At 47.6% G+C, this 19,993-nt stretch carries 17 protein-coding genes; 11 read left to right on the top strand and 6 right to left on the bottom strand.

The features are described from left to right. Positions 1 to 1,604: 1,604 nt before the first annotated feature. Together ACHZCY_RS06860 and ACHZCY_RS06855 are read right to left on the bottom strand one after the other, a co-directional pair. The gene (locus ACHZCY_RS06860) at positions 1,605 to 1,868 is read right to left on the bottom strand and encodes a Txe/YoeB family addiction module toxin (protein ID WP_319548295.1); all 264 of its coding nucleotides are present in this window, start codon (positions 1,866 to 1,868) and stop codon (positions 1,605 to 1,607) included. Next, positions 1,865 to 2,104, bottom strand: coding sequence for a type II toxin-antitoxin system Phd/YefM family antitoxin (locus tag ACHZCY_RS06855; RefSeq protein WP_319548294.1), 240 nt, complete (start codon positions 2,102 to 2,104; stop codon positions 1,865 to 1,867). The genes ACHZCY_RS06860 and ACHZCY_RS06855 overlap by 4 nt, the downstream gene beginning before the upstream one ends. Positions 2,105 to 2,340: 236 nt before the next feature. On the opposite strand from ACHZCY_RS06855, the gene ACHZCY_RS06850 reads away from it, so the two are divergent. Genes ACHZCY_RS06850 through ACHZCY_RS06840 form a run of 3 tightly spaced genes read left to right on the top strand, consistent with a single transcriptional unit; the run spans position 2,341 to position 4,835 of the window. Continuing rightward, the gene (locus ACHZCY_RS06850; RefSeq protein WP_394713372.1) at positions 2,341 to 2,808 is read left to right on the top strand and encodes an Lrp/AsnC family transcriptional regulator; all 468 of its coding nucleotides are present in this window, start codon (positions 2,341 to 2,343) and stop codon (positions 2,806 to 2,808) included. 4 nt (positions 2,809 to 2,812) lie between these two features. Beyond that, a complete protein-coding gene (locus ACHZCY_RS06845) occupies positions 2,813 to 4,075 on the top strand; it encodes a diaminopimelate decarboxylase (protein ID WP_205221841.1) in 1,263 nt (420 codons plus the stop codon). 22 nt (positions 4,076 to 4,097) lie between these two features. Then, positions 4,098 to 4,835 (top strand): 16S rRNA (uracil(1498)-N(3))-methyltransferase, encoded by a 738-nt coding sequence (locus ACHZCY_RS06840; RefSeq protein ID WP_319548292.1) that lies wholly within the window; start codon positions 4,098 to 4,100, stop codon positions 4,833 to 4,835. On the opposite strand, the gene murJ is transcribed toward ACHZCY_RS06840, so the two are convergent. Continuing rightward, positions 4,814 to 6,421 carry a murein biosynthesis integral membrane protein MurJ gene (gene murJ, locus ACHZCY_RS06835; protein WP_205221839.1) on the bottom strand — a complete coding sequence of 536 codons (1,608 nt, stop codon included), beginning with the start codon at positions 6,419 to 6,421 and terminating at the stop codon, positions 4,814 to 4,816. The genes ACHZCY_RS06840 and murJ overlap by 22 nt on opposite strands. Before the next feature lie 197 nt (positions 6,422 to 6,618). On the opposite strand from murJ, the gene fusA reads away from it, so the two are divergent. Further along, entirely contained in the window at positions 6,619 to 8,682 is a 2,064-nt protein-coding gene (gene fusA, locus ACHZCY_RS06830; RefSeq protein WP_319548291.1) for an elongation factor G, read from the top strand. Between the two features lie 2 nt (positions 8,683 to 8,684). Next, complete coding sequence (locus ACHZCY_RS06825; protein WP_319548290.1) at positions 8,685 to 9,200, top strand: MogA/MoaB family molybdenum cofactor biosynthesis protein; 516 nt, start codon at positions 8,685 to 8,687, stop codon at positions 9,198 to 9,200. 135 nt (positions 9,201 to 9,335) lie between these two features. Here ACHZCY_RS06825 and purM read toward each other — a convergent pair whose 3' ends face one another. Continuing rightward, positions 9,336 to 10,397, bottom strand: coding sequence for a phosphoribosylformylglycinamidine cyclo-ligase (gene purM / locus ACHZCY_RS06820; RefSeq protein WP_319548289.1), 1,062 nt, complete (start codon positions 10,395 to 10,397; stop codon positions 9,336 to 9,338). A gap of 259 nt (positions 10,398 to 10,656) precedes the next feature. Between purM and ACHZCY_RS06815 the strand changes: the two genes are divergently transcribed. The 3 genes from ACHZCY_RS06815 (at position 10,657) to ACHZCY_RS06805 (ending at position 13,707) form a co-directional block, all read left to right on the top strand. Beyond that, positions 10,657 to 10,857 carry a DUF2065 domain-containing protein gene (locus ACHZCY_RS06815; RefSeq protein WP_205221836.1) on the top strand — a complete coding sequence of 67 codons (201 nt, stop codon included), beginning with the start codon at positions 10,657 to 10,659 and terminating at the stop codon, positions 10,855 to 10,857. 280 nt (positions 10,858 to 11,137) lie between these two features. Next, positions 11,138 to 12,520, top strand: coding sequence for a magnesium transporter (gene mgtE / locus ACHZCY_RS06810; protein ID WP_205221835.1), 1,383 nt, complete (start codon positions 11,138 to 11,140; stop codon positions 12,518 to 12,520). 62 nt (positions 12,521 to 12,582) lie between these two features. Next, positions 12,583 to 13,707 carry a S1C family serine protease gene (locus tag ACHZCY_RS06805; RefSeq protein WP_205221834.1) on the top strand — a complete coding sequence of 375 codons (1,125 nt, stop codon included), beginning with the start codon at positions 12,583 to 12,585 and terminating at the stop codon, positions 13,705 to 13,707. 57 nt (positions 13,708 to 13,764) lie between these two features. On the opposite strand, the gene ACHZCY_RS06800 is transcribed toward ACHZCY_RS06805, so the two are convergent. Continuing rightward, positions 13,765 to 14,460 carry a TIGR04211 family SH3 domain-containing protein gene (locus ACHZCY_RS06800; RefSeq protein ID WP_205221833.1) on the bottom strand — a complete coding sequence of 232 codons (696 nt, stop codon included), beginning with the start codon at positions 14,458 to 14,460 and terminating at the stop codon, positions 13,765 to 13,767. A gap of 171 nt (positions 14,461 to 14,631) precedes the next feature. Continuing rightward, positions 14,632 to 15,723, bottom strand: a complete 1,092-nt coding sequence (locus ACHZCY_RS06795; RefSeq protein WP_205221832.1) for a hemolysin family protein — start codon at positions 15,721 to 15,723, stop codon at positions 14,632 to 14,634. Positions 15,724 to 16,078: 355 nt separating this feature from the next. Between ACHZCY_RS06795 and ACHZCY_RS06790 the strand changes: the two genes are divergently transcribed. The 3 genes from ACHZCY_RS06790 to ACHZCY_RS06780 all read left to right on the top strand — a co-directional run bounded on the left by ACHZCY_RS06790 (position 16,079) and on the right by ACHZCY_RS06780 (position 19,959). Beyond that, positions 16,079 to 17,620 carry a leucyl aminopeptidase gene (locus tag ACHZCY_RS06790; RefSeq protein ID WP_205221831.1) on the top strand — a complete coding sequence of 514 codons (1,542 nt, stop codon included), beginning with the start codon at positions 16,079 to 16,081 and terminating at the stop codon, positions 17,618 to 17,620. Between the two features lie 38 nt (positions 17,621 to 17,658). Then, the gene (gene fbp / locus ACHZCY_RS06785) at positions 17,659 to 18,666 is read left to right on the top strand and encodes a class 1 fructose-bisphosphatase (protein WP_205221830.1); all 1,008 of its coding nucleotides are present in this window, start codon (positions 17,659 to 17,661) and stop codon (positions 18,664 to 18,666) included. Positions 18,667 to 18,825: 159 nt separating this feature from the next. After that, positions 18,826 to 19,959: a TRAP transporter substrate-binding protein gene (locus ACHZCY_RS06780; RefSeq protein WP_319548288.1), complete on the top strand. Its 1,134-nt coding sequence runs from the start codon at positions 18,826 to 18,828 to the stop codon at positions 19,957 to 19,959. The last annotated feature ends 34 nt before the right edge of the window (positions 19,960 to 19,993 follow it).

Here is a 19,993-nt window from a genome sequence, read left to right as displayed (position 1 = left end):
AAAAAAGGAGTGGTTTGATATATATTATAAGGCTAAAACAGGTAATTGCTTTGGTCCGACCCCGCTCTTTGCCCGCTCTTTGAGGTCCCCTGTTTGACCAATGAAAAAAAATATCTTAAGCAAAATGCCGACCTACAAAACCTGACCCCACCGACTTAGCAGCCAGGTTCTGCCCCCGGGAACGCCGAGCTCCAGCTCGGCACAGAACAGCAGAAATAGAATGAAAATGCAGGCAATCAAGTACTCATGTCCCATCCCACCACCCCCGGAGGCATGCCGCATGTAGCTGTTTGGGGTACTTTTCCAATTTTTTCACTCCAGGCTAAATGCTGGAATGCGGGCCTTGATCCTGCCTTCTTCCAGCATAATGCCGAGCTGGAGCTCGGCGTTCCCGGGGGAAATCTTTGCCTTCTCCTTATTTATCGGGAGAGTTGCTTACCTTCTAGTGTTTTACTCTTTTGAAAAATTTACTCGAGGCCAGATAGTGTGGCAGATGCCGTAACTGCCAGGCCTTCCGTTCTGCTGTCAGGCCAATGAAAAAAAATCCCAGGAAACCTGCCGACCTACAAAAGCTGATTCCATCGACCTAAGACCCCGTTAATCCAGCAGACCGGTTCTGTCCCCGGGAACGCCGAGCTCCAGCTCGGCACAAGACAGCAGAAATGGAATGAAAATGCAGGCAATCAAGTACCCTTGTCCCATCGCTCCACCCCCGGAGGCATGTCGCATGTAGCTGTTTGGGGTACTTCTCCAATTTTTCACTCCAGGCTAAATGCTGGAATGCGGGCCTTGATCCTGCCTTCTTCCAGCATAATGCCGAGCTGGAGCTCGGCGTTCCCGGGGGAAATCTTTGCCTTCCCCTTATTTATCGGGAGAGTTGCTTGCCTTCTACTGTTTTACTCTTTTGAAAAATCTACTCGAGGACAGATGGTACGGTAGATGCCGTAACTGCCAGTCCTTCACCTATTACACCACCTCTTAGTGTCATGCCTTCCGTTCTGCAGTCAGGCCAATGAAAAAAACAGGAAACCTGCCGACCTACAAAAGCTGATTCCATCGACCTAAGACCCCGTTAATCCAGCAGACCGGTTCTGTCCCCGGGAACGCCGAGCTCCAGCTCGGCACAGAACAGCAGAAATGGAATGAAAATGCAGGCAATCAAGCACCCCTGTCCCAATCCCACCACCCGCGGAGGCATGCGGCATGTAGCTGTTTGAGGTACTTTTCCAATTTTTTCACTCCAGGCTAAATGCTGGGATGCAGGCCTTGATCCTGCCTTCTTCCAGCATAATGTCGAGCTGGAGCTCGGCGTTCCCGGGGGGCAACGAGTAGCTGGAGGAGGGCTTGAGTGTTAGCTGGGGGCAAGTCTAAAGCGCTGGATAAACCGGCATAAAGTAGAGGGTGAAAGTCTCTTACATAAAAGGAGAAGCTGCTCCATCATGTCCCCGAGTCATGCGTCGGCTATCCACGAGGAAGCGGCGATGCGTTGACAGGGGAACACGCAGGCCAGCCATTGAGATCCGAAATTACCTCATTACATTTTTCGCAAAGAAACAGACCGCCTTAAAGGGGTGAACTCAGAACTACCCCCTCTATGGGGATATTTATTCATAATGTGTCCACAGCCGAATAATTTTAACTATTTTTTTAGCGTCATAAGGCTGATAAGCTAATCTATGTTGTATGTTTATTCTTCGTGAATATGCACCTGACAAATCACCAACTAATGTTTCATAGGGTGGGGAGTTTTGATAGGGATTCCCTCTTATGATATCTAGTAACTTCTGGGCCTTATTTTTTAAACCAGCTGAAGAGATTTTTTTTGCGTCTTTTTGAGCTTGTTTTGTGAAAAACAGTTCCCAACTCACCAATCAAGCTCCTTTGAGCAGTCTGAGAGTTTTTCTTTTAAGCCATTTTTGATAGACTCTCTCATTCCAGGAACGGAAAGCAGATGCATGGTTTCAGTAATAGCATTCCAATCTTCTTCTGAAATCAAGACTGCATTTTTTTTACCTGTAATAACAATAGGTTCATGTGTTTCTGCCGTTTCGTCAATTAACCGATAGAGCTTTGATCTAGCTTCTGTTGCATTTAATATATTCATAATAATACCTCCTGATGTGAGCGTACGTCAGTCCACTTGATATGCTGGGGCATATAATGAAATAGAATGTGTGTGTTCTTTTATTTTTGTTTTACGCAGAATTATTTTCTTTGTTTTTTTATTTTTGGTGAATAATTGAGTTGACATCGACGAAAAGGAGAGTATTTTGTTTTCAATGAGGAATGATTATTATAAATGTTGTGTGCTCTGTGGTTGAGCAAGCCGGTGTAAACACGATGATTGATGAAACCAGCCTGAAAATATTAAAGATATTACAGGAAAAAGCAAGAATACCCAATGTGGAAGTTGCCAGGCAGATGGAAATGGCACCGTCTGCTGTTCTTGAGCGAATTCGGAAAATGGAGCGGCAAGGGATTATTGATGGCTACGAAGTGCGTCTTAATCCTGATCGGTTTAATCGACGCCAGGTTGCCTTTGTTCAGGTGCAGGTTTCTGCCGATAATACCTGTGCCGGGGAAGCATTTGCAGCAATACCGGAAGTCCAGGAAGTGCACTACGTTGCAGGCGATGACAGTTACCTGTTGAAGCTGCGTGTTGCTGACACCGAAGAGCTTGGTAGTATCCTTCGGGAAAAGATTACCCAGGTGAATGGTGTGACTGCAACCCGAACCGCAACCGTTCTCCATACGTATAAAGAAACCGCTAAGTTACCTCTTTTAGATACTGTACATATAAAGGAATGAGATTATGCCCCTTTCGTCTGACTATAAAACACGACTTTACCCCAATTTACCTGCCATAATCGACCACTTCGGCACTCCTTTTCATGTGTACGATGAGAAGGGGATTCGTGAAACCGGTGCCCGGCTCAAGGATGCCTTTGCCGGTATTGATGAATTTCGCGAATATTATGCGGTGAAAGCGCTGCCTAATCCGGCAATTTTAGGCATTATGCAAGATATGGGCTTTGGCTTTGACTGCAGCTCCGCTACCGAACTGATGATGAGCCGAGAGCTGGGCGCCAAAGGCAGTGACATCATGTTTACCTCCAACAATACCAGCAAGGAAGAGTTTAAGCTGGCCGCAGCTGACGGTGGGTGTATCCTTAATCTTGATGATATAACCTTGATTGATAAGCTGGAGGAAATGCCGGAATTAATTTGTTTTCGTTATAATCCCGGTGCACGCCGCTCAGGCAACGACATCATCGGTAATCCTGTGGAATCCAAGTATGGTGTAAGCCACGACCAGATTGTGGATGCGTACCGCAAGGCTCGAGATCGGGGTGCGAAAAAATTCGGTATTCATACCATGTTGGCCTCCAATGAATTGTATCATGGGTATATGGTGCAAACGGCGGAGATGCTGCTTGAGTTGATTGACGAACTGCACCAGGCACTGGGTATAACCATTGACTTTATTAACATAGGCGGTGGCCTGGGGATCCCTTATACACCGGATGCTGCACCGTTGGACCTTGAAGCCATGGGGCGGGGGATAACTTCTCTTTTTCAGCGGTTTAAACAACAGAATGGGTATGCGCCCGCTCTGTATATGGAAAGCGGCAGGTTTATGACCGGGCCTCATGGTGCGCTGGTGGTAAAGGCTATTAACCGGAAGGAAATTTATCGGACGTATATCGGGGTCGATGCCTGTATGACCGCCTTGATGCGACCTGCTATGTATGGTGCGTATCACCATATTGAGGTGCTGGGTAAAGAAGATGGTAAGGCTGCGGAAGTGGTGGATGTGGTCGGTTCCTTATGTGAAAATAACGATAAGTTCGCCATCCAGCGCACTCTGCCGGCGATTGATAATAATGACGTGTTGATCATTCATGATACCGGAGCCCACGGTCAGGCCATGGGTTTTAACTACAATGGAAAGCTCCGCCCCAAAGAGGTTTTGTTGAAAGCAGATAATTCTGTTGCCCTTATTCGCCGGGAAGAAACCGCTGCCGATTACTTTGCAACCCTGAATTTTGAGGCTGACAGCCTTAAGCTGTCCTAAGTTTTACTCATATTCATCATCCATGAACTTACTCATTTTTGAAGACGACGAGCTCCTGGGCCGTCGCCTTATTTTGTCCGGCCGCCGAGCCAGGCATTTGCTGAAAGTGCTGCGGGTAGAACCGGGCCACACAGTGCGGGTGGGAATGGTCAACGGGCCGGTCGGCAGCGGGCTGGTTATTACGCTGGGGGCAAACACGGTGACTCTGGAGGTAACGCTTGAGCAAAAGCCGGTCTGTGACCTTCATGTAGAACTTATCCTTGCTCTGCCCAGGCCGATAATGCTGCAGCGTATCCTTAAACAGGCGACCGTACTCGGCGTACGGAGGTTTTATCTGATAAGGTCGAGACGGGTTGAAAAGTCCTTCTTTCAAAGTCCGGTGCTGGCAGCGGAAAAGATACGGGAGCTGCTTGTGGAGGGAATGGAGCAGGGGATGGATACCTGGCTTCCCGAGGTGAGTATTCATAAACAGTTCAAGCCGTTTGCCCAGGAGGTACTGCCGCAGGTCGAAGGAACCGGCATCATTGCCCATCCTCGTGTGGAGACCCCGCTTGCAGGTCTGGATGTGCCGGGTAAAGAGCGTAAACCCCTTTTACTGGCAGTGGGGCCGGAAGGTGGGTGGAACGATTTTGAGCTGGATATGTTTGCCGACCAGGGGTTTATCCCCTTCACCATGGGCAATCGGATTTTACATGTTGATACCGCAACAGTAGCATTGCTTGCTCAGTTACAGCTGCTTTACGACTTACAAAATCTTTGACGCACCTTGCTGGTCAGCAGGGTGAACTCGGGTAAATTGAGCAGTTGCAGGCTAATCGCATAGACACCTCCTCCGCAACCAACCAGCAGAAAAACGCCCAGCGCCTGCAGGGGAATCGGACCCTGCAGCCAGGTTTGTATTTGCAGTTGCAGGAACCACACCGCACCTCCCATCACCAGGGTTGCTGTGAGAATTTTGAGCAGCCCTTTGCCCAGGTAAGCCAGCGGCAGTCCCTCCAGTTTTTTCAGCAGTATTACCCCTAAAAAAAAGAAATTGCAGGCCATGGCGCATGAGGTGGAAAGCGCAATGCCACGGTGCTGGAGGTGGTCGATCAGCAGGCTGATGATAATCAGGTTGGCACCCACACCGATAAAGCTGCCTATAACAGGATACCTGGTGTTGTTAATAGCGTAAAAGACCGGGACCATAATCTTTATGGCGGAGTAGGCAAAAAGACCCAAGGCATAGAACTGAAGCGCTTCTGCGGTCCTGATTGTGTCAAAGGAGGTAAATATGCCATGTTCAAAAATAAGGCTGATAATGGGTTCTGCCAGCAGGATTAACCCGGCTGTGGCTGGTATGGTCAGGCTGAACACCAGAATCAGGGAAGAGATAAAAGACTGCTTAAGTCCTGCCATGTTTTTTTCCGCAGCCTGTTTTGCCATCACCGGCATAGCGGCAATGGACAGGGCCACACCAAAAATACCAATGGGCAGTTGGACCAGGCGAAAGGCGTAATTTAACCAGGAAACCGAACCTTCGGCACAGCTGGCGGCAAAGTTGGTGTTAATAAAGATATTGAGCTGGGTAGCGGAAAGACCAATGGTTGCAGGGAGCATGAGTAACAGAATACGTTTGAGCCCGGGATCTTTGAGGTTGAGCCGTGGGGTAAATTTGAAACCTGTTCGCATCAGGGTGGGGAGTTGCATACAGAGCTGCATCGCCCCGCCGATGAGCGTGCCCCAGGCCATGCCGGCAATCGCAGGTTGGTTGAAATGTGGAAAGATTAGAGCGAGCGATACCCCGCCGACAATGGAGCCGAGGTTGAAAAAGCTGGATGCCATGGCCGGCACGAAAAATTTTCCCTTGGTGTTGAGCATGCCCATCACCACTGCTGCAAGGGAAACAAAGAGCAGAAAGGGAAACATGATTTTGGTCAGCTTGGTTGTCAGGGCTGTTTTGCCGGTGACTGTATCAAAGTCCGGTGCCAGCAGGTGGACGATGGTATCTGCGTAGTATATACCAAACAGGGTTAACGTGCTGAGCAGTATGGCAAAGAAGATCAGAACGGTTGAAGCCAGTTCCCACGTTGCTTTTTCCCCCTTGTTGGTGTCGTAATCGGAAAACACGGTAACAAAGGCCGCGGAAAGGGCACCTTCGCCAAAAAGATCTCTGAGCAGGTTGGGAATTCGAAAGGCAACCACAAAGGCGTCATAGGCATAACCAGCCCCGAAAAGACCTGCAAAAAGTTGTTCGCGGATCAGCCCAAGGACACGGCTACACATGACTGCGCCACTTACCGCCCCAGCGGAGCGAGCAATTTTACTTGTGGTATGGCTTGGCTGGTCAGGTTTTTGAGAGGTCATACATCTATTAAGGTATCAGGGTATCAGGAGGTTATCGCTTGACTTTGCCGGAGTAATCTGAATATATAAGAATCTGTTTTTTCAGGAGTAGATGGTTACCATTCCTACCTGGAAAGAGAAAGGTTTTTCCCAAAATGCGGGTGGGAAAGGTAATCTCACAACAATTAATTATTGTACCCGTTTCACCGGAGGTATCCATGCAAGACGTTCAACAGATCAGGAACACAGTTATTCTCGGACATGGCAACAGCGGTAAATCTACACTTGCTGAAGCTTTATTGTTTACTGCGGGTTCGGTGAATCGGTTGGGAAAGGTGGATGACGGTACAGCCTCAATGGACTTTGAGCCGGAAGAAATCAAGCGCCAGGTAAGTATGAGCACTGCTTTTAATCATCTGCAGTGGCAAAAAAACGATGTGTTTCTTGCTGATACGCCGGGTGATGATAACTTCTTCAATGAAACCCGGTCTGCGGTTCAGGTGGCAGACAGCGCAATTCTCAGCGTTGGTGCCGTGCTGAGTGTCCGTCCTCAGACAGAAAAATTTGTTGATTTGGTGCAGGACAAAAATCTACCTTGTCTTATCTGCGTTACCAAGATGGATAGGGAGCGTGCCGATTTTTCTAAAACCGTTGACGATATCCGTGCTGCCTTTAAGCTGAACCCGGTTGTTCTTTATCTGCCCATTGGTGCGGAAGATGATTTTAAGGGAGTTGTGGACATTGTAGCCAACAAGGCCTTGATGTTTGATGACAAGGGCGGGGTAAAAACTGAAGACGTACCCGCAGACATGGCTGATGAGGTTGCAGAGCTTCGCGAAAACCTTCAGGAATATGTGGCTGAAACTGATGACGACCTGCTGGAAATGTTTCTTGAAGAAGGCGAGTTGACCGATGAAGCGATGAAGTCAGGGCTTGCCGAAGCTGTCAGGACTGCCAAAGTTGCTCCTGTTTGTGCCTGCGCTTCTTTACTTAATAAAGGAACCAGCGTAATTCTTGATGCCATCGTTGACCTGCTGCCATCTCCGGATCAGCGACCGGCTGTTGAAGGTATTAATCCTGATAACGATGATGTGGTAGAGAGGGAAAGAACTGCCGACGCACCGTTTTCCGCTCTGGTTTTTAAGACCATGGCAGATCCCTTTGCCGGTCGTTTGACTATTTTTCGTGTCTTTTCAGGTACGCTGGACAATGACAGCTTTTATAATGCCAACAAAGAAACATCTGAACGTTTTGGGCAGTTGTTTGTGTTGCAAGGGAAGGAGCAAAAGCCTGTAGATAAGGCGATTCCCGGGATGATTATCGCGGTCGCTAAATTAAAAGAGACCACCACCGGCGACACACTGTGTGCCGAATCTGATAAGGTTATCTTTGAGAGTATTGAGCCTTTACCGACTGTTATCTCTTATGCCGTAAGTGCCAAGAAGGGAGATGAGGAAAAGCTGTTTGCCTCCATTACTAAATTGCTTGATGAAGACCTGACCCTTAAACTGACCAGGCAGCCGGAGACGCACGAGGTGCTTATTTCCGGGGTCGGCCAGAGTCATCTTGAAATGGTTGGTGAAAAGCTCAAACGTAAATATGGCGTGGAAATGGAGCTGCGGGCACCCAAGGTCCCGTATCGTGAAACCATTAAAGGCAGCACCACGGTTCAGGGTAAGCACAAAAAGCAGTCCGGTGGTCGCGGACAGTTTGGTGATTGTACTGTCGAGTTATCACCGCTTGCGCGTGGTGAGCAATTTGAATTTGTCGACTCCATTGTTGGTGGTGTTATCCCGCAAACATATCGTCCGGCTGTGGAAAAAGGTATTCTGGAAGCCATGGAAAAAGGTGTTATTGCCGGCTATCCTTTTGTTGACTTGAAAGTCAATTTGATCGATGGTTCCTTTCACAACGTCGATTCTTCGGAAATGGCATTTAAGATTGCCGGTTCGCTTGCCTTTAAAAAGGGTGTTATGGATGCGAAGCCGGTTCTGCTTGAGCCGATTATGGAGATGGAGGTCCATGTACAAAAGGACTTTGTCGGCGATGTGATGGGTGATTTGAATAGTCGCCGCGGTAAGGTTTTGGGAATGGACTCGACTGATAAGTATGAAATCATTAATGCCCATGTACCACAGGCAGAGATTTTATTGTATGCCCTGGATTTGACTTCCATGACTGGTGGACAGGGAACGTTTACGGTCAAGTTCTCCCATTATGAAGAGGTTCCGGCAAGTATTGCGGAAAAGATTATCGAAGAGCATAAAAAGGCTGAAGAGTAACAGTGAGTCATCAATCAACCCATGAGGTGTATAACTGCGGTATCCTGACACTCAGTGACAAAGGTTCACGTGGTGAACGCGTTGATACCAGCGGCGAACTGCTCAAAGAGATGCTGAGTGGTGCCGGTTTTGTAGTAGCAGAGTACCTGGTTTTACCTGATCAGCGTTTACAGATAGAAAAAACACTGATTGAGTGGGTTGATGCCAAGCAGCTTGATTTGATCGTGACAACGGGTGGCACCGGAGTGTCACCCTCTGATCAAACCCCTGAAGCCACCCGTGCTATCCTGGATATGGAAGTACCTGGAATCAGTGAGGCAATGCGTGCTGCCAGTCTTGAAAAAACGATTCAAGGGGTTTGGTCTCGGGGGATTGCCGGTATCAGAAAGAAAAGCCTGATCATTAATTTACCCGGAAGCAGGAAAGCTGCAGGTGAGAATCTGGAAGCCGTATTGCCGGCCTTGGCGCATGGAATTTACAAGTTGAAAGGTGGGACCGCAGATTGCGCTCAAACCTGATTGAAGGCATTTTAAAACCACATTTTATGTGGTGTATAATTAGAAATTCTGCAGTGAGCTGTGAAAGAAACAAAGGGGCAGAGAGATGTTCGCATCTCTCTGCCCCTTTGTTTTGATCGGCTTTTTTTGTCGAGGTTATTTGCCTGCAGGCTCAATAATAACCTGTTTTCCCTCTCCCTCTTTGGCTGCAACGACATCGCCTATAAGGTACGGTTGCTCTCCCAGCGCTGTTAACTGGTGAAGAACATCGTCTACATGTTCACTCGCAACAATGGCCAGCATGCCTATGCCCATGTTGAAGGTTCGGTACATTTCGTCAAGATGAATGTTGCCTTTGCTTTGCAGAAAGTCAAAGATGGGCAACACCGGCCAGGTGCCTTCTGTGATGTGCGCATTGCATCCGGTTGGAAGTATTCTTGGGATATTGTCTATGAAACCACCGCCGGTGTTATGGATCAGCCCGTTTATCGGATAACGACGCAGGAGGTTGGTGAGGCTGTCCACATATATACGGGTAGGGCGGAGCAGCTCTTCACCGACCGTGCATCCAAGTTCTTCGATCGTGTCCTTTACATCCAGTCCCAGTTCCTCAAACATAACCTTTCTTACCAAAGAGTAGCCGTTTGAATGGATCCCGGATGAGGCCAGGCCGATAATTTTGTCGCCGACGCTCACATCGCTGCCGTCGATGATGCTGTTGCGATCACCGATGCCCACCACAAAGCCGGCCAGGTCATAATCTCCTGGTTGGTAAAGTCCCGGCATTTCCGCTGTCTCACCACCGATAAGCGAGCAGTTTGCTATTTTGCAGCCTTCAGCTATACCTTTTACTACCTCGGTCGCCACGTCGAGATCCAATGTGCTTGCCGAAAAATAATCAAGAAAGAAGAGCGGTCTGGCTCCGCTGACGATTACATCATTGACACACATCGCTACCAGGTCGATGCCGATTGTGTCGTGCTTGTTGCATAACTTGGCAATATTAAGTTTGGTTCCCACACCGTCGGTAGACGCTATAAGCACCGGGTCTTTAATATCTTCGTTGCCGATGGCAAACAATCCGGAAAAGCCACCAATGTCACTGAGGACACCGCGACGATGGGTGTCTTTGACGATGTCTTTTATGCGGGAAACAAAAAGATTGCCTTTGTCGATGTCTACACCAGCTTCGGCATATTTGGAGGTAGGTTGTGTCATAGGAGTATAATTGAGGGCGGTTTTCTGGAGTATCCAGGCAAAATAATTTTTCAATGACATTCTAAAAACGTTTTTTATATCTGTTTGTTTTTATTACGTCATCATGCATGAGGTAATGGGTTGTTGATGCATTGATCCATTACCGGGAAACAGGTTTGCTTCCTTGTTGAGTAACACTTTACGATACTTTTTTTTGCCGAGTATTGTCAATATGTTTGTGGTGATTGCAACCCTTGTTTCTTTCTGGTAAGGAGTCGGTATGAAATTATTGATTACATTGATAGGCCTTGTTTTTGTTTTGGAAGGGTTGCCATATGTTGTTTCCCCGGAAGGAATGCAGCGTTGGTTAAGACAACTTGTAGAAATGAAGCCCGCCCAGTTGCGTGTTATTGGAGGGATAGCTATGGCCGCTGGTTTTTTTCTGTGCTTTATCGGCCAGCGTAGTGGACTATTTCCCTGATAGAATGAGTCTGGGTGAAAACCGGATTGGCTGATTACCCTTTCTCTTCATAATCCTGCCTTTTATAGATTGACTTTTATCTTTATCGGTCATTAGAATACATTTCTTTGGTGCCTTGCATTACTAGCTTGGCAACTCGCCGCCGCCACTTTCGAATGCGGCATATTATTTGTGAAATTTGCGCTGTTTTCATCAATTGCTGATTACTTCGCCAAACCGAATTGGTCCGTTGCATAAAGGACCGTGAAATTATTTCCTCTTTGGTCATGAGGTGCTGTTAATGGAAAAAAACCCAAAAAGAGAAATGGTCGGGCTCGAAGGGAAGGTGCTACGAGATACCTTACGACGTTTATATCGTCGGGGAGCAATTGAAAATATTCGAAGGCTTATTGTCAAGACACACCCGGCAGATCTTGCCTGGGTTTTTCGCTCCCTTAATTTTACAGAACAAAAAGACATATTTGAAATCCTGGCCCAGACCGAACAGGTAGCACACTTCCTTAGTGAGCTTGACGAGTCTATCATGCTCGATTTGGTTGAGGGGTTATCTGCAAAGTTTATGGCCAATGTGGTCACGGAAATGGCATCGGATGATGCCGCTGATCTCCTTGAAGCCCTGCCTAATGAAGTGGCTATAGAGATCCGCACCCACATGGAGGTGAAAGACAGGGACGAGGTCGAAGAGCTGCTCAAGTATGATCCGGATACAGCTGGTGGCATCATGTCGCCTGATTTTATGTATCTGGACGAGGATCTGACCGTAGAGGAGGCCATTACCAAGGTGCAGAAGCGCAGTGAGGAAAAAGAGATGGTTTTTTATCTCTATATTACCCACGGCGATGGTCAGCTGGGAGGCGTATTATCCCTTCGTGAGCTCCTTCTCCATCCTATGCACAGGAAACTGAAAAACATCATGAATCCAAATGTGGTCACCGTAACCACGGATACCGATCAGGAAAAAGTAGCGCATATTGTTTCTCAATATAATATGCTCGCTGTTCCAGTTGTTGACGGAGCATTCAACATGGTTGGTATTGTAACTGTAGATGATGTTATCGACGTTCTGCGCGAAGAGGCCAACGAGGATTTTATGCAGATGGCGGGTGCCGGTAGGGATCAGGAAATTCTCCTCAAACCTCTGCATCAAAAGATCCTTATTCGTGCGCCTTGGCTGTTAGCCTCCTGGATGGGCGGTGTTGGGGCCATGTACATTATTAATTCTTTTGAAGATGCTCTTATGAAGGTATTGGCTTTGGCTGCCTTTATTCCAATTATTGCCGGCATGGGGGGGAATATCGCGACCCAGTCCAGCACTATTATTGTCAGGGGGTTGGCAACCGGCAGGGTAAATATGCACCATTTTTTTCAGATAGTGATTAAAGAATCCCTGGTGGGTATCGCATTGGGCTTCGTTTTCGGGCTTCTTTTAGGTGTGATTGCTTATTTTAGTTATGCAAATCCGATGGAACTTGGGATTGTCGTTGGTGTCTCTGTTTTTGCAGTTATGGCAATGTCTGCCACTGTCGGCGCTATAGTCCCTCTGATGTTGAAACGGCTAAATATTGATGCTGCCGTTGCCACAGGTCCTTTTATTACAACAGCAGTGGATGTTTTAGGCATTGGCCTCTACTTCATGGTTGCTAAAATGTTACTTAATTTATAGCTGCTGAACAGTTACAGACCGAGGTTAAGGCGAGCTTATTTATTTTTCGCTAACTACATACTATGAAACGAACATTTTTCTCGCAGAAGCCGGGGGGCAATAAAAGCACGCTTTGGGTTTTGGTTATTATCGGCGTTATTTTGTGGCTGGCTTTTCAGACTCTTCAACCCTCCTTACTGGATCCAAAGGCCGTACCTCGAGCTGTTGAAGCGCGCGGTGATCTGGCAATGGATGAAAAAAACACCATAGAAATTTTCAGGAGCGCAGCACCTTCGGTGGTGTACATCACCAGTATTGCCGTTCGGAGGAATCTTTTCAGCCTCAATGTGTACGAAATTCCCCAGGGCACAGGGTCCGGGTTTGTGTGGGATAAACAGGGGCGTATCGTTACCAATTATCATGTTATTTCCGATGCCGGTCGGATTGAAGTAACCCTTGCCGATCATACCAGTTGGAAGGCTGTGCTGGTGGGTGCCGCTCCTGACCGTGACCTGGCGGTTCTTCAGATTTCTGCTCCGGCATCTAAGTTACATCCTCTTTCCATTGGTGACTCTTCAGATCTGCAGGTTGGGCAAAAGGTTTTTGCCATAGGCAATCCGTTTGGATTGGACCAGACCTTGACCACAGGGGTGGTCAGTGCGCTCGGTCGGGAAATAAAGGCTGTTACAGGAAGAACCATTCATGATGTTATTCAGACCGATGCTGCCATTAATCCGGGAAACTCCGGGGGGCCGCTTTTAGATAGTGCCGGACGACTTATTGGTGTGAACACAGCTATTTACAGCCCTTCTGGGGCTAGCTCAGGCATTGGCTTTGCCGTGCCCGTAGGAGAGGTAAACCGAGTCGTGCCCCAGGTTATTCGCCATGGGAAGGTTATTAAACCTGGTCTTGGCGTTACCCTTGCCAACAAGCGCTTGACCAGTGAATTGGGCTTGGAGGGCGTGCTTGTGCTGCGAGTCATGCCTGGTTCGAACGCTGAAAAGGCAGGATTACAAGGGACAAAGCAAGTTCGGGGTGGGCTGATTCTCGGCGATGTTATCCAGGCGGTAAACGGCCGCTCGGTTGCTGATTATGATTCGCTTCGTGACGAGCTGGAACGGTATAAAGTGGGAGATTCCGTCGCCTTAAGTCTGCTGCGGGATGAAGGTAGGATTGAAGTGGCTGTCACCTTGGAAGCAACAGAGTAAAAAAAAAAGCCCACCGCCTTGTTTGGCAGGTTAACCGGGAGGGGGTGGGCTTTGGTACTACGAAAGAAGGCTAGGCTTTTTCCTGCGTGATTTTCTTGAAATACGACCCAGCAGCCATCCCACCAGGAGTACCCCGGAACCAGCCATAAACCACTTTATTGATTCATTTTTTTTGAGCACGGAATTGGCGATCTTCACATCTGCATTTTCCTGTTTCAGCTGTTCGATATCTTTTCTTGCCTGCAGCAGAGCCTCTTTGGTCTGAACCACATCCAGAGTCTCCCTTTCTAAGCTTTGGTACCTGTCTCTAATATCCGTACGTTCTGCAATACAGGTGCTGAGTTCGACTGCTGTCTGCCCTTGCGCATCGGTCAGTTCATTCAGCCGGCTCTGAAGAGAACTAACCTGGGCTGTTAATGTGTTTTTTTCTGTTGAGAGCTGGGAAACCTGTTCGGTGAGCGGCGGTGTAGGGCTCAGGTAACGTTTGAGGATCCAGCCCTGTTTACCATTTTTCAGCTTTACCTGGGCCCAGCCGTCTTTTTCCGAAATATATTCAACCGCAGTGCCGTCGGTGACGATGGAAACGATTTTGTAGTCTGTTCCCTGGCCCCGTCGCATAGGTATTTCTGAGGATGGCTGTACGTACAGCATTTCGGCAGCGGCGGTTGTGGATGCAAAAAGAGAAAGGCCGACAGCAAAAAGCAGAGAGCGATGATGTTTTTTGTAACAGTGGAAAAATAATTGTGTTTTCATGAAAAAATTATTTTGTGCGTTACCCGTGAGAGACGGCGTGTTCCTTTTGTAGACATAATGAAGTGGTCAGCTACAAGTGAGTGCTGATTAATTTAACAGCGCACATATGTACCACTCTTTTAACACTGTCGCCACTTTACTTACATTTGTTTGTCAGGGGAGCTGTAAAGGTTATTCGGCTTCCTGCTCTTTCTCTTTTGCCGGGGTAATAGGCGTGGCCTGATTTTCCTCGGCAGCGAGTTTTTTCTTTTTCAACCGTGCAAACTCTCGCATATTCTGATTTTTATCCGATTCATCAACAATTTCACGGCCCAGTATTTCTTCGATAATATCTTCCAGGCTGATCACGCCTGTTACGCTGCCGTATTCGTCGACCACGACCATCAGGTGCTGGTGGTTTTCAAAGAACTCAATAAAGACTCGGTCTAAAGGGGCCGTTTCCGGGACAAAGTGGACTGGTCGCATAATACGTGAGAGCTGGAGGTCGTCCTGGTCAAGGGCTGCAGCCATTAATACCTCCTGGCTGAGCACTTGGCCAACTACATCATCCTGGTCCCCGTCCTTAAACAACGGAACTCTGCTGTGCATGCGCCATTTTTCCTCATCTTGCGCGGCCTCGCGTATTGTCGTTGATTGGTCGACAGAGTAGGTGACTGTTCTGGGGGTCATAACCTTTCGTACTGATTTTTTACCAAGCTGAAGGATATTGCCGATGATTGCCTCCTGATCGGCTTCGATCTCGCCGGATTTCCTGCTCAGGCTGGCAATGGTTTTCAGTTCTTCTGCCGATATTTGGTTTGAATTAGGGCTGTTGGGGACTAGTCTGGTCACGGTTCTGCAGAGCCATATAATTGGCAGGAGCAGGGTAATCATCCATTGGAGTGGTCGTACAATAAATGGTGCCAACTGTCTGGTGTATACCACACCGATGGTCTTGGGCAGAATTTCGGAAAAAATAAGTATGGCCAGGGTAAAGCTGATGGAGAACCAGACTAGAGAGTGCTGGCCGAAAAGGGCGACAGCAGCAGCCCCTGCCACAGATGCGCCGATTGTGTTGGCAATGGTGTTGAGGGTAAGGATAGCGGTTATAGGTTTCTCTATATTTTCCTTTAACTGGTTCATGCCTCTTGCTTGATGAGGGTGTTTTTCAGCCATCAGTTCGACATGGGGTATAGACAGCGAGTAGAGCACCGCTTCAAAAATACTGCATAATGCGGAAATAATGATGGCACAGCAAACAGAAACTATAAAAATAGTTAGCAATGGAGCCTCCTTGTAAGGATATAATTTTTTGCTATCTTAGCGGAAAATAACAGTTTTGCCAATTGAGGTTCAGTGAACTTTGGTGTAAGAATTGAAGTTGTGTCCCTTTTGCTCATATTTTGGATGAATCGTGTGTAATCGTGTAACTCCATAAGGTGCAGTTTGCATAGAGCATTGTGTGCCATTAAACAAGGTTGCCTCGATGTGTTTTAAAAGAGAGGGTAAGTGGGCCAGGCTGATTTTTCTTGCAATTTTTTTTGAAAATAATTGGATCCAGATCCCGTAGGGGTGGCTTATATCTACCGCTCAATTGACTGGATAGTGTTGTGAAAGAGAGATATATCTTGAGGCGAAGATGATAAAACTGACAAGCAAGACCCCTGAGGATTTTGCAGGAGACCTCTTGGTTTACCTGGTAGAAGAAGGAGTGGAACGGTTGCCGGGGGAAACGGCTTCATTGGTAAACAGGGCTCTCTATCAGATAAAGGAGCAAGGTGATTTTAAGGGAAAAAAAGAAGAAACGTTTTTGTTTTATCCTGGATTAATTGGTGAACAGGAAGAACTGAAAGCAGGCCGGGTGCTGTTGGTCGGGCTTGGCCAACAAGATGATAACATGGCTGCCCGTTTGGAACAACTCCGTATTGCCGGTGGCATCATCGCAACACAGGGCAGTAAGGTGAAAGCAGTAGATGTGCTGGTGGTTTTACCCAAAGAATTTGTACTTTCTGCAGCTGAAATAGCGGAAAGCATTACCGAAGGGCTGCTGCTCGGCAACTATCGGTTTACAGAATACAAGACCGATGAAGAGGCTATTGAAAAAGTAAAGCCGGTGACAACTTTTTTCCTCAGTGATGGCGGATTATCGTCAACGGCTGTCCGCAGAGGGATGAATCGAGGTCGGATTTTGGCTGAAGCAGCGTGTGCTGCTCGGGATATGGCCAATCAGCCGGGGAATGGATGGACCCCTGCAGAATTTGCTGAGTATGCCAAGAAAATTTCTAAAAAGTTTCGTCTCAAGTACAAGGTCATCGAAAAGGCAACTATGAAAAAGCTTGGCATGGGAGGGATTTTAGGGGTTAATCAGGGCTCTGAACAGCCGCCCAAGCTGGTTGTGCTTGAATATAAGACGGACAAGAAAGATCCGACGGTAATGCTGGTCGGTAAAGGGCTGACTTTTGATTCCGGCGGGGTAAGTCTGAAGCCTGCTGCCGGCATGGAAGACATGAAGTACGATATGTGCGGTGGGGCAGCCGTGATAACTGCAATGCAGGCCATTGCTGAAGAAGCACCTGCAGGAGTCAATGTGATTGGATTGGTGCCGACCACAGATAACATGGCAGGTGGTGCTGCACTGAAACCCGGCGATATTATAACCCACTTTGGTGGCAAGACATCTGAGATTATTAATACGGATGCCGAGGGACGACTGATCTTAGCCGATGCCCTTGCCTATGGCATAGAAACGTATGCGCCGGAGGCTGTTATCGATGTTGCTACCTTGACAGGTGCGGTTATTATCGGACTCGGGCATCATCGAACCGGTCTCGTCGCCAATAATGATACCCTGGCAGAGCGGTTGCTTGAAGCAGGAGAGCGGTCTGGTGAGCTTTTATGGCGATTACCCATTGGTCCGGAATACAGAAAGCAGATTGATTCCACAGTTGCTGATATCAAAAATACCGGAGGCAAGAGTGCCGGGACCATAACAGCTGCCTGCTATCTGCAGGAATTTGTAGGAGATGTACCATGGGCTCACCTGGATATAGCTGGTACTGCGTGGGAATACACTGAAAAGTCATATGTGCCCAAAGGGCCTTCCGGCATTGGTACTCGTACCTTGGTGAACCTGTTGCGGAACTGGAATCCTCTGCCGGAACGTGAAACAAAAAAATCGTAATCGATGTAAAAAGGAAGTTCGTTTTTAAAGGAGAGCGCATGCTTGAAAAAAGAAAAGGAATAACGGTTTCCAGGCAGATTATGGATGACCAGCTGCTCCATCCTGATGCAACGGGTGAATTAACCGGTTTACTCAATGATCTGGTGGTTGCCGGCAAAATTATCAGTGCAGAGGTGAACATGGCCGGCCTTGCCGACATTCTCGGGCAGTCCGGAAAAACCAATATTCAGGGGGAAACTGTTCAAAAACTGGATGTATTTGCCAATCAAACCATAAAAAGGCGCATGGAGCAGTGTGGGTATGTCTGTGTAATGGCCTCGGAAGAGGATGACGAGGTCATACCGGTTTTGGATGGCTATGAAGGTGAATACACCATTGCCTTTGATCCCCTTGACGGCTCATCTAATATTGATGTCAATGTCAGTATCGGTACTATTTTTTCCATCCACCGTCGTCTTTCTGAAAAAGGCATGGGCACCGAGGCAGACCTTCTGCAGAAAGGGAGCAAACAGGTTGCGGCCGGTTACATAATCTATGGTTCTTCAACGGTTATGGTCTATACAACCGGATCAGGTGTTCATGGCTTTACCTTAGACCCGAGTGTCGGCGAATTTTTTCTTTCTCATCCTTATATTACCATTCCCGATGTCTGTCCTTATTACAGTGTTAATGAGGCGTACAGCACCTACTGGCTCGATTCCACCCGCGATTTTATTGCTCAGCTCAAAAAAGAGGAAGATGGGATGGGCCCTTACAGCCTGAGGTATATCGGTTCACTGGTGGCTGATTTTCATCGAAACCTGGTAAAAGGGGGTATTTTCCTGTATCCGCGGGATAAGAAAAGTCCTGAAAAATCTGAAGGCAAACTCCGCCTTTTGTATGAAGCAGCACCACTTGCCATGGTGGTAGAGCAGGCAGGAGGCAGGGCTATTACCGACGATGGAAGGCGTATTCTCGATATTGAACCCACCAACCTGCACCAGCGGGTACCCTTGATTATCGGTTCCAAGAAAGAAGTGGATCTGGCAGAGAAGTTTTTTACTTGAACATGAGAATAACACCTTATTTTTGTAGCATTTTGCTAAGCCATGAAACGCAGCTGCATATTTTTGAAATATGCAAGGAGAATGATTGACTATAGGGGTTAATAGGATACTCAAGTATCCTTCCAGAGAGGAATATAAATCTATCTTGAGGAGGAAAGAATGAAAAGAGTTGGTACGATAATTTTATCCCTTACTGCTGCGATGGCTATTGCAGTGCTAGGTACAAGCTGCAAAAATCAGGAGGAACCCGCTAAGACTGGATCAGTCGAAGAGAAAGCAGCAGTTCCAGAAAAAGCTGTAAAATGGAAACTGGCAATGACCTGGTCTTCCACCTTGACGCCCCTTGCTTCTCCACCACTGAAACTGGCTAAACTGCTGGATGAGATGAGTGGCGGGCAATTTACCATCCGAGTAGAGGGCGCAGAAAAACATAAGGCAGCCCTTGGTATTCTCGATATGGTTAAGGGCGGGCAGTATGATATGGGGCACAGCGCTTCCTATTATTGGAAGGGTAAAGATATGGCCATGGTTTTCTTCACCTCTGTTCCCTTTGGTATGACCGCTTCTGAACAGTATGCCTGGTTTTACTACGGCGGTGGTATGGAGCTGATGCAGGAAGCCTATGAAAAGTACAATGTCCTGAGTTTACCCGGTGGAAATACCGGTGTGCAGATGGGCGGCTGGTTCAGAAAAGAAATCAATTCATTGGACGATTTGAAGGGATTGAAAATGCGGATTCCTGGGCTTGCCGGCGAAGTATTTGCAAAACTGGGCGTGAACGTTACCAATATTCCTCCGGGAGAACTGTATACTTCTCTTGACCGCGGCACCATTGATGCGCTGGAGTGGGTGGGACCTGCAATGGACATTAAAATGGGTTTTCATAAAATTGCACCTTACTACTATACTGGCTGGCATGAGCCTGCCTCGGAGATGCAGTTCTTGATTAATAAAAAGGCTTATGAAGAGTTGACTCCAGAGTTCAAGGCAATGCTTGATACTGCAATCAAAGCTGTAACTGCAGATATGTATATCGAAAACTTTGCGGGCAGTGTGGATGCCTGGTCACAGATGAAGACAGAATATCCCAACATTATGGTCAAGACTTTTCCAAAGCCTGTACTTAAGGCAATGAAGACAGCTGCCGACGGCTTGTATGACAGCTATGCTGAAAATGATGCAATGTTTAAAAAAGTACTCGACTCACAGCGTGAGTACATGGAAAAAGCTAGGGCCTGGAGTATCATTTCTGAATTCAACTATATAGAAACCAGCAAAGCCCTAGCTGAGTAACGCCAGATAAACTGCTGGATTATCTCGCTGCCCT

This window comes from Desulfogranum marinum (genome assembly GCF_963675105.2).
Classification (GTDB): domain Bacteria; phylum Desulfobacterota; class Desulfobulbia; order Desulfobulbales; family Desulfobulbaceae; genus Desulfogranum; species Desulfogranum marinum.
The sequence above is the reverse complement of the archived record's forward strand: the minus strand, read 5'-3'. Positions and strand labels throughout refer to the sequence as shown.

What these genes read in the sequence shown, in the direction of transcription:
- ACHZCY_RS06845 (WP_205221841.1), top strand. Translation starts at nt 2,813, where the DNA reads ATGCCCCTTTCGTCTGACTATAAAACACGACTTTACCCCAATTTACCT.
- ACHZCY_RS06780 (WP_319548288.1), top strand. Translation starts at nt 18,826, where the DNA reads ATGAAAAGAGTTGGTACGATAATTTTATCCCTTACTGCTGCGATGGCT.
- ACHZCY_RS06800 (WP_205221833.1), bottom strand. Translation starts at nt 14,460, where the DNA reads ATGAAAACACAATTATTTTTCCACTGTTACAAAAAACATCATCGCTCT.
- fusA (WP_319548291.1), top strand. Translation starts at nt 6,619, where the DNA reads ATGCAAGACGTTCAACAGATCAGGAACACAGTTATTCTCGGACATGGC.
- purM (WP_319548289.1), bottom strand. Translation starts at nt 10,397, where the DNA reads ATGACACAACCTACCTCCAAATATGCCGAAGCTGGTGTAGACATCGAC.
- ACHZCY_RS06855 (WP_319548294.1), bottom strand. Translation starts at nt 2,104, where the DNA reads ATGAATATATTAAATGCAACAGAAGCTAGATCAAAGCTCTATCGGTTA.
- ACHZCY_RS06790 (WP_205221831.1), top strand. Translation starts at nt 16,079, where the DNA reads ATGATAAAACTGACAAGCAAGACCCCTGAGGATTTTGCAGGAGACCTC.
- mgtE (WP_205221835.1), top strand. Translation starts at nt 11,138, where the DNA reads ATGGAAAAAAACCCAAAAAGAGAAATGGTCGGGCTCGAAGGGAAGGTG.
- ACHZCY_RS06840 (WP_319548292.1), top strand. Translation starts at nt 4,098, where the DNA reads ATGAACTTACTCATTTTTGAAGACGACGAGCTCCTGGGCCGTCGCCTT.
- murJ (WP_205221839.1), bottom strand. Translation starts at nt 6,421, where the DNA reads ATGACCTCTCAAAAACCTGACCAGCCAAGCCATACCACAAGTAAAATT.
- fbp (WP_205221830.1), top strand. Translation starts at nt 17,659, where the DNA reads ATGCTTGAAAAAAGAAAAGGAATAACGGTTTCCAGGCAGATTATGGAT.
- ACHZCY_RS06805 (WP_205221834.1), top strand. Translation starts at nt 12,583, where the DNA reads ATGAAACGAACATTTTTCTCGCAGAAGCCGGGGGGCAATAAAAGCACG.
- ACHZCY_RS06850 (WP_394713372.1), top strand. Translation starts at nt 2,341, where the DNA reads ATGATTGATGAAACCAGCCTGAAAATATTAAAGATATTACAGGAAAAA.
- ACHZCY_RS06815 (WP_205221836.1), top strand. Translation starts at nt 10,657, where the DNA reads ATGAAATTATTGATTACATTGATAGGCCTTGTTTTTGTTTTGGAAGGG.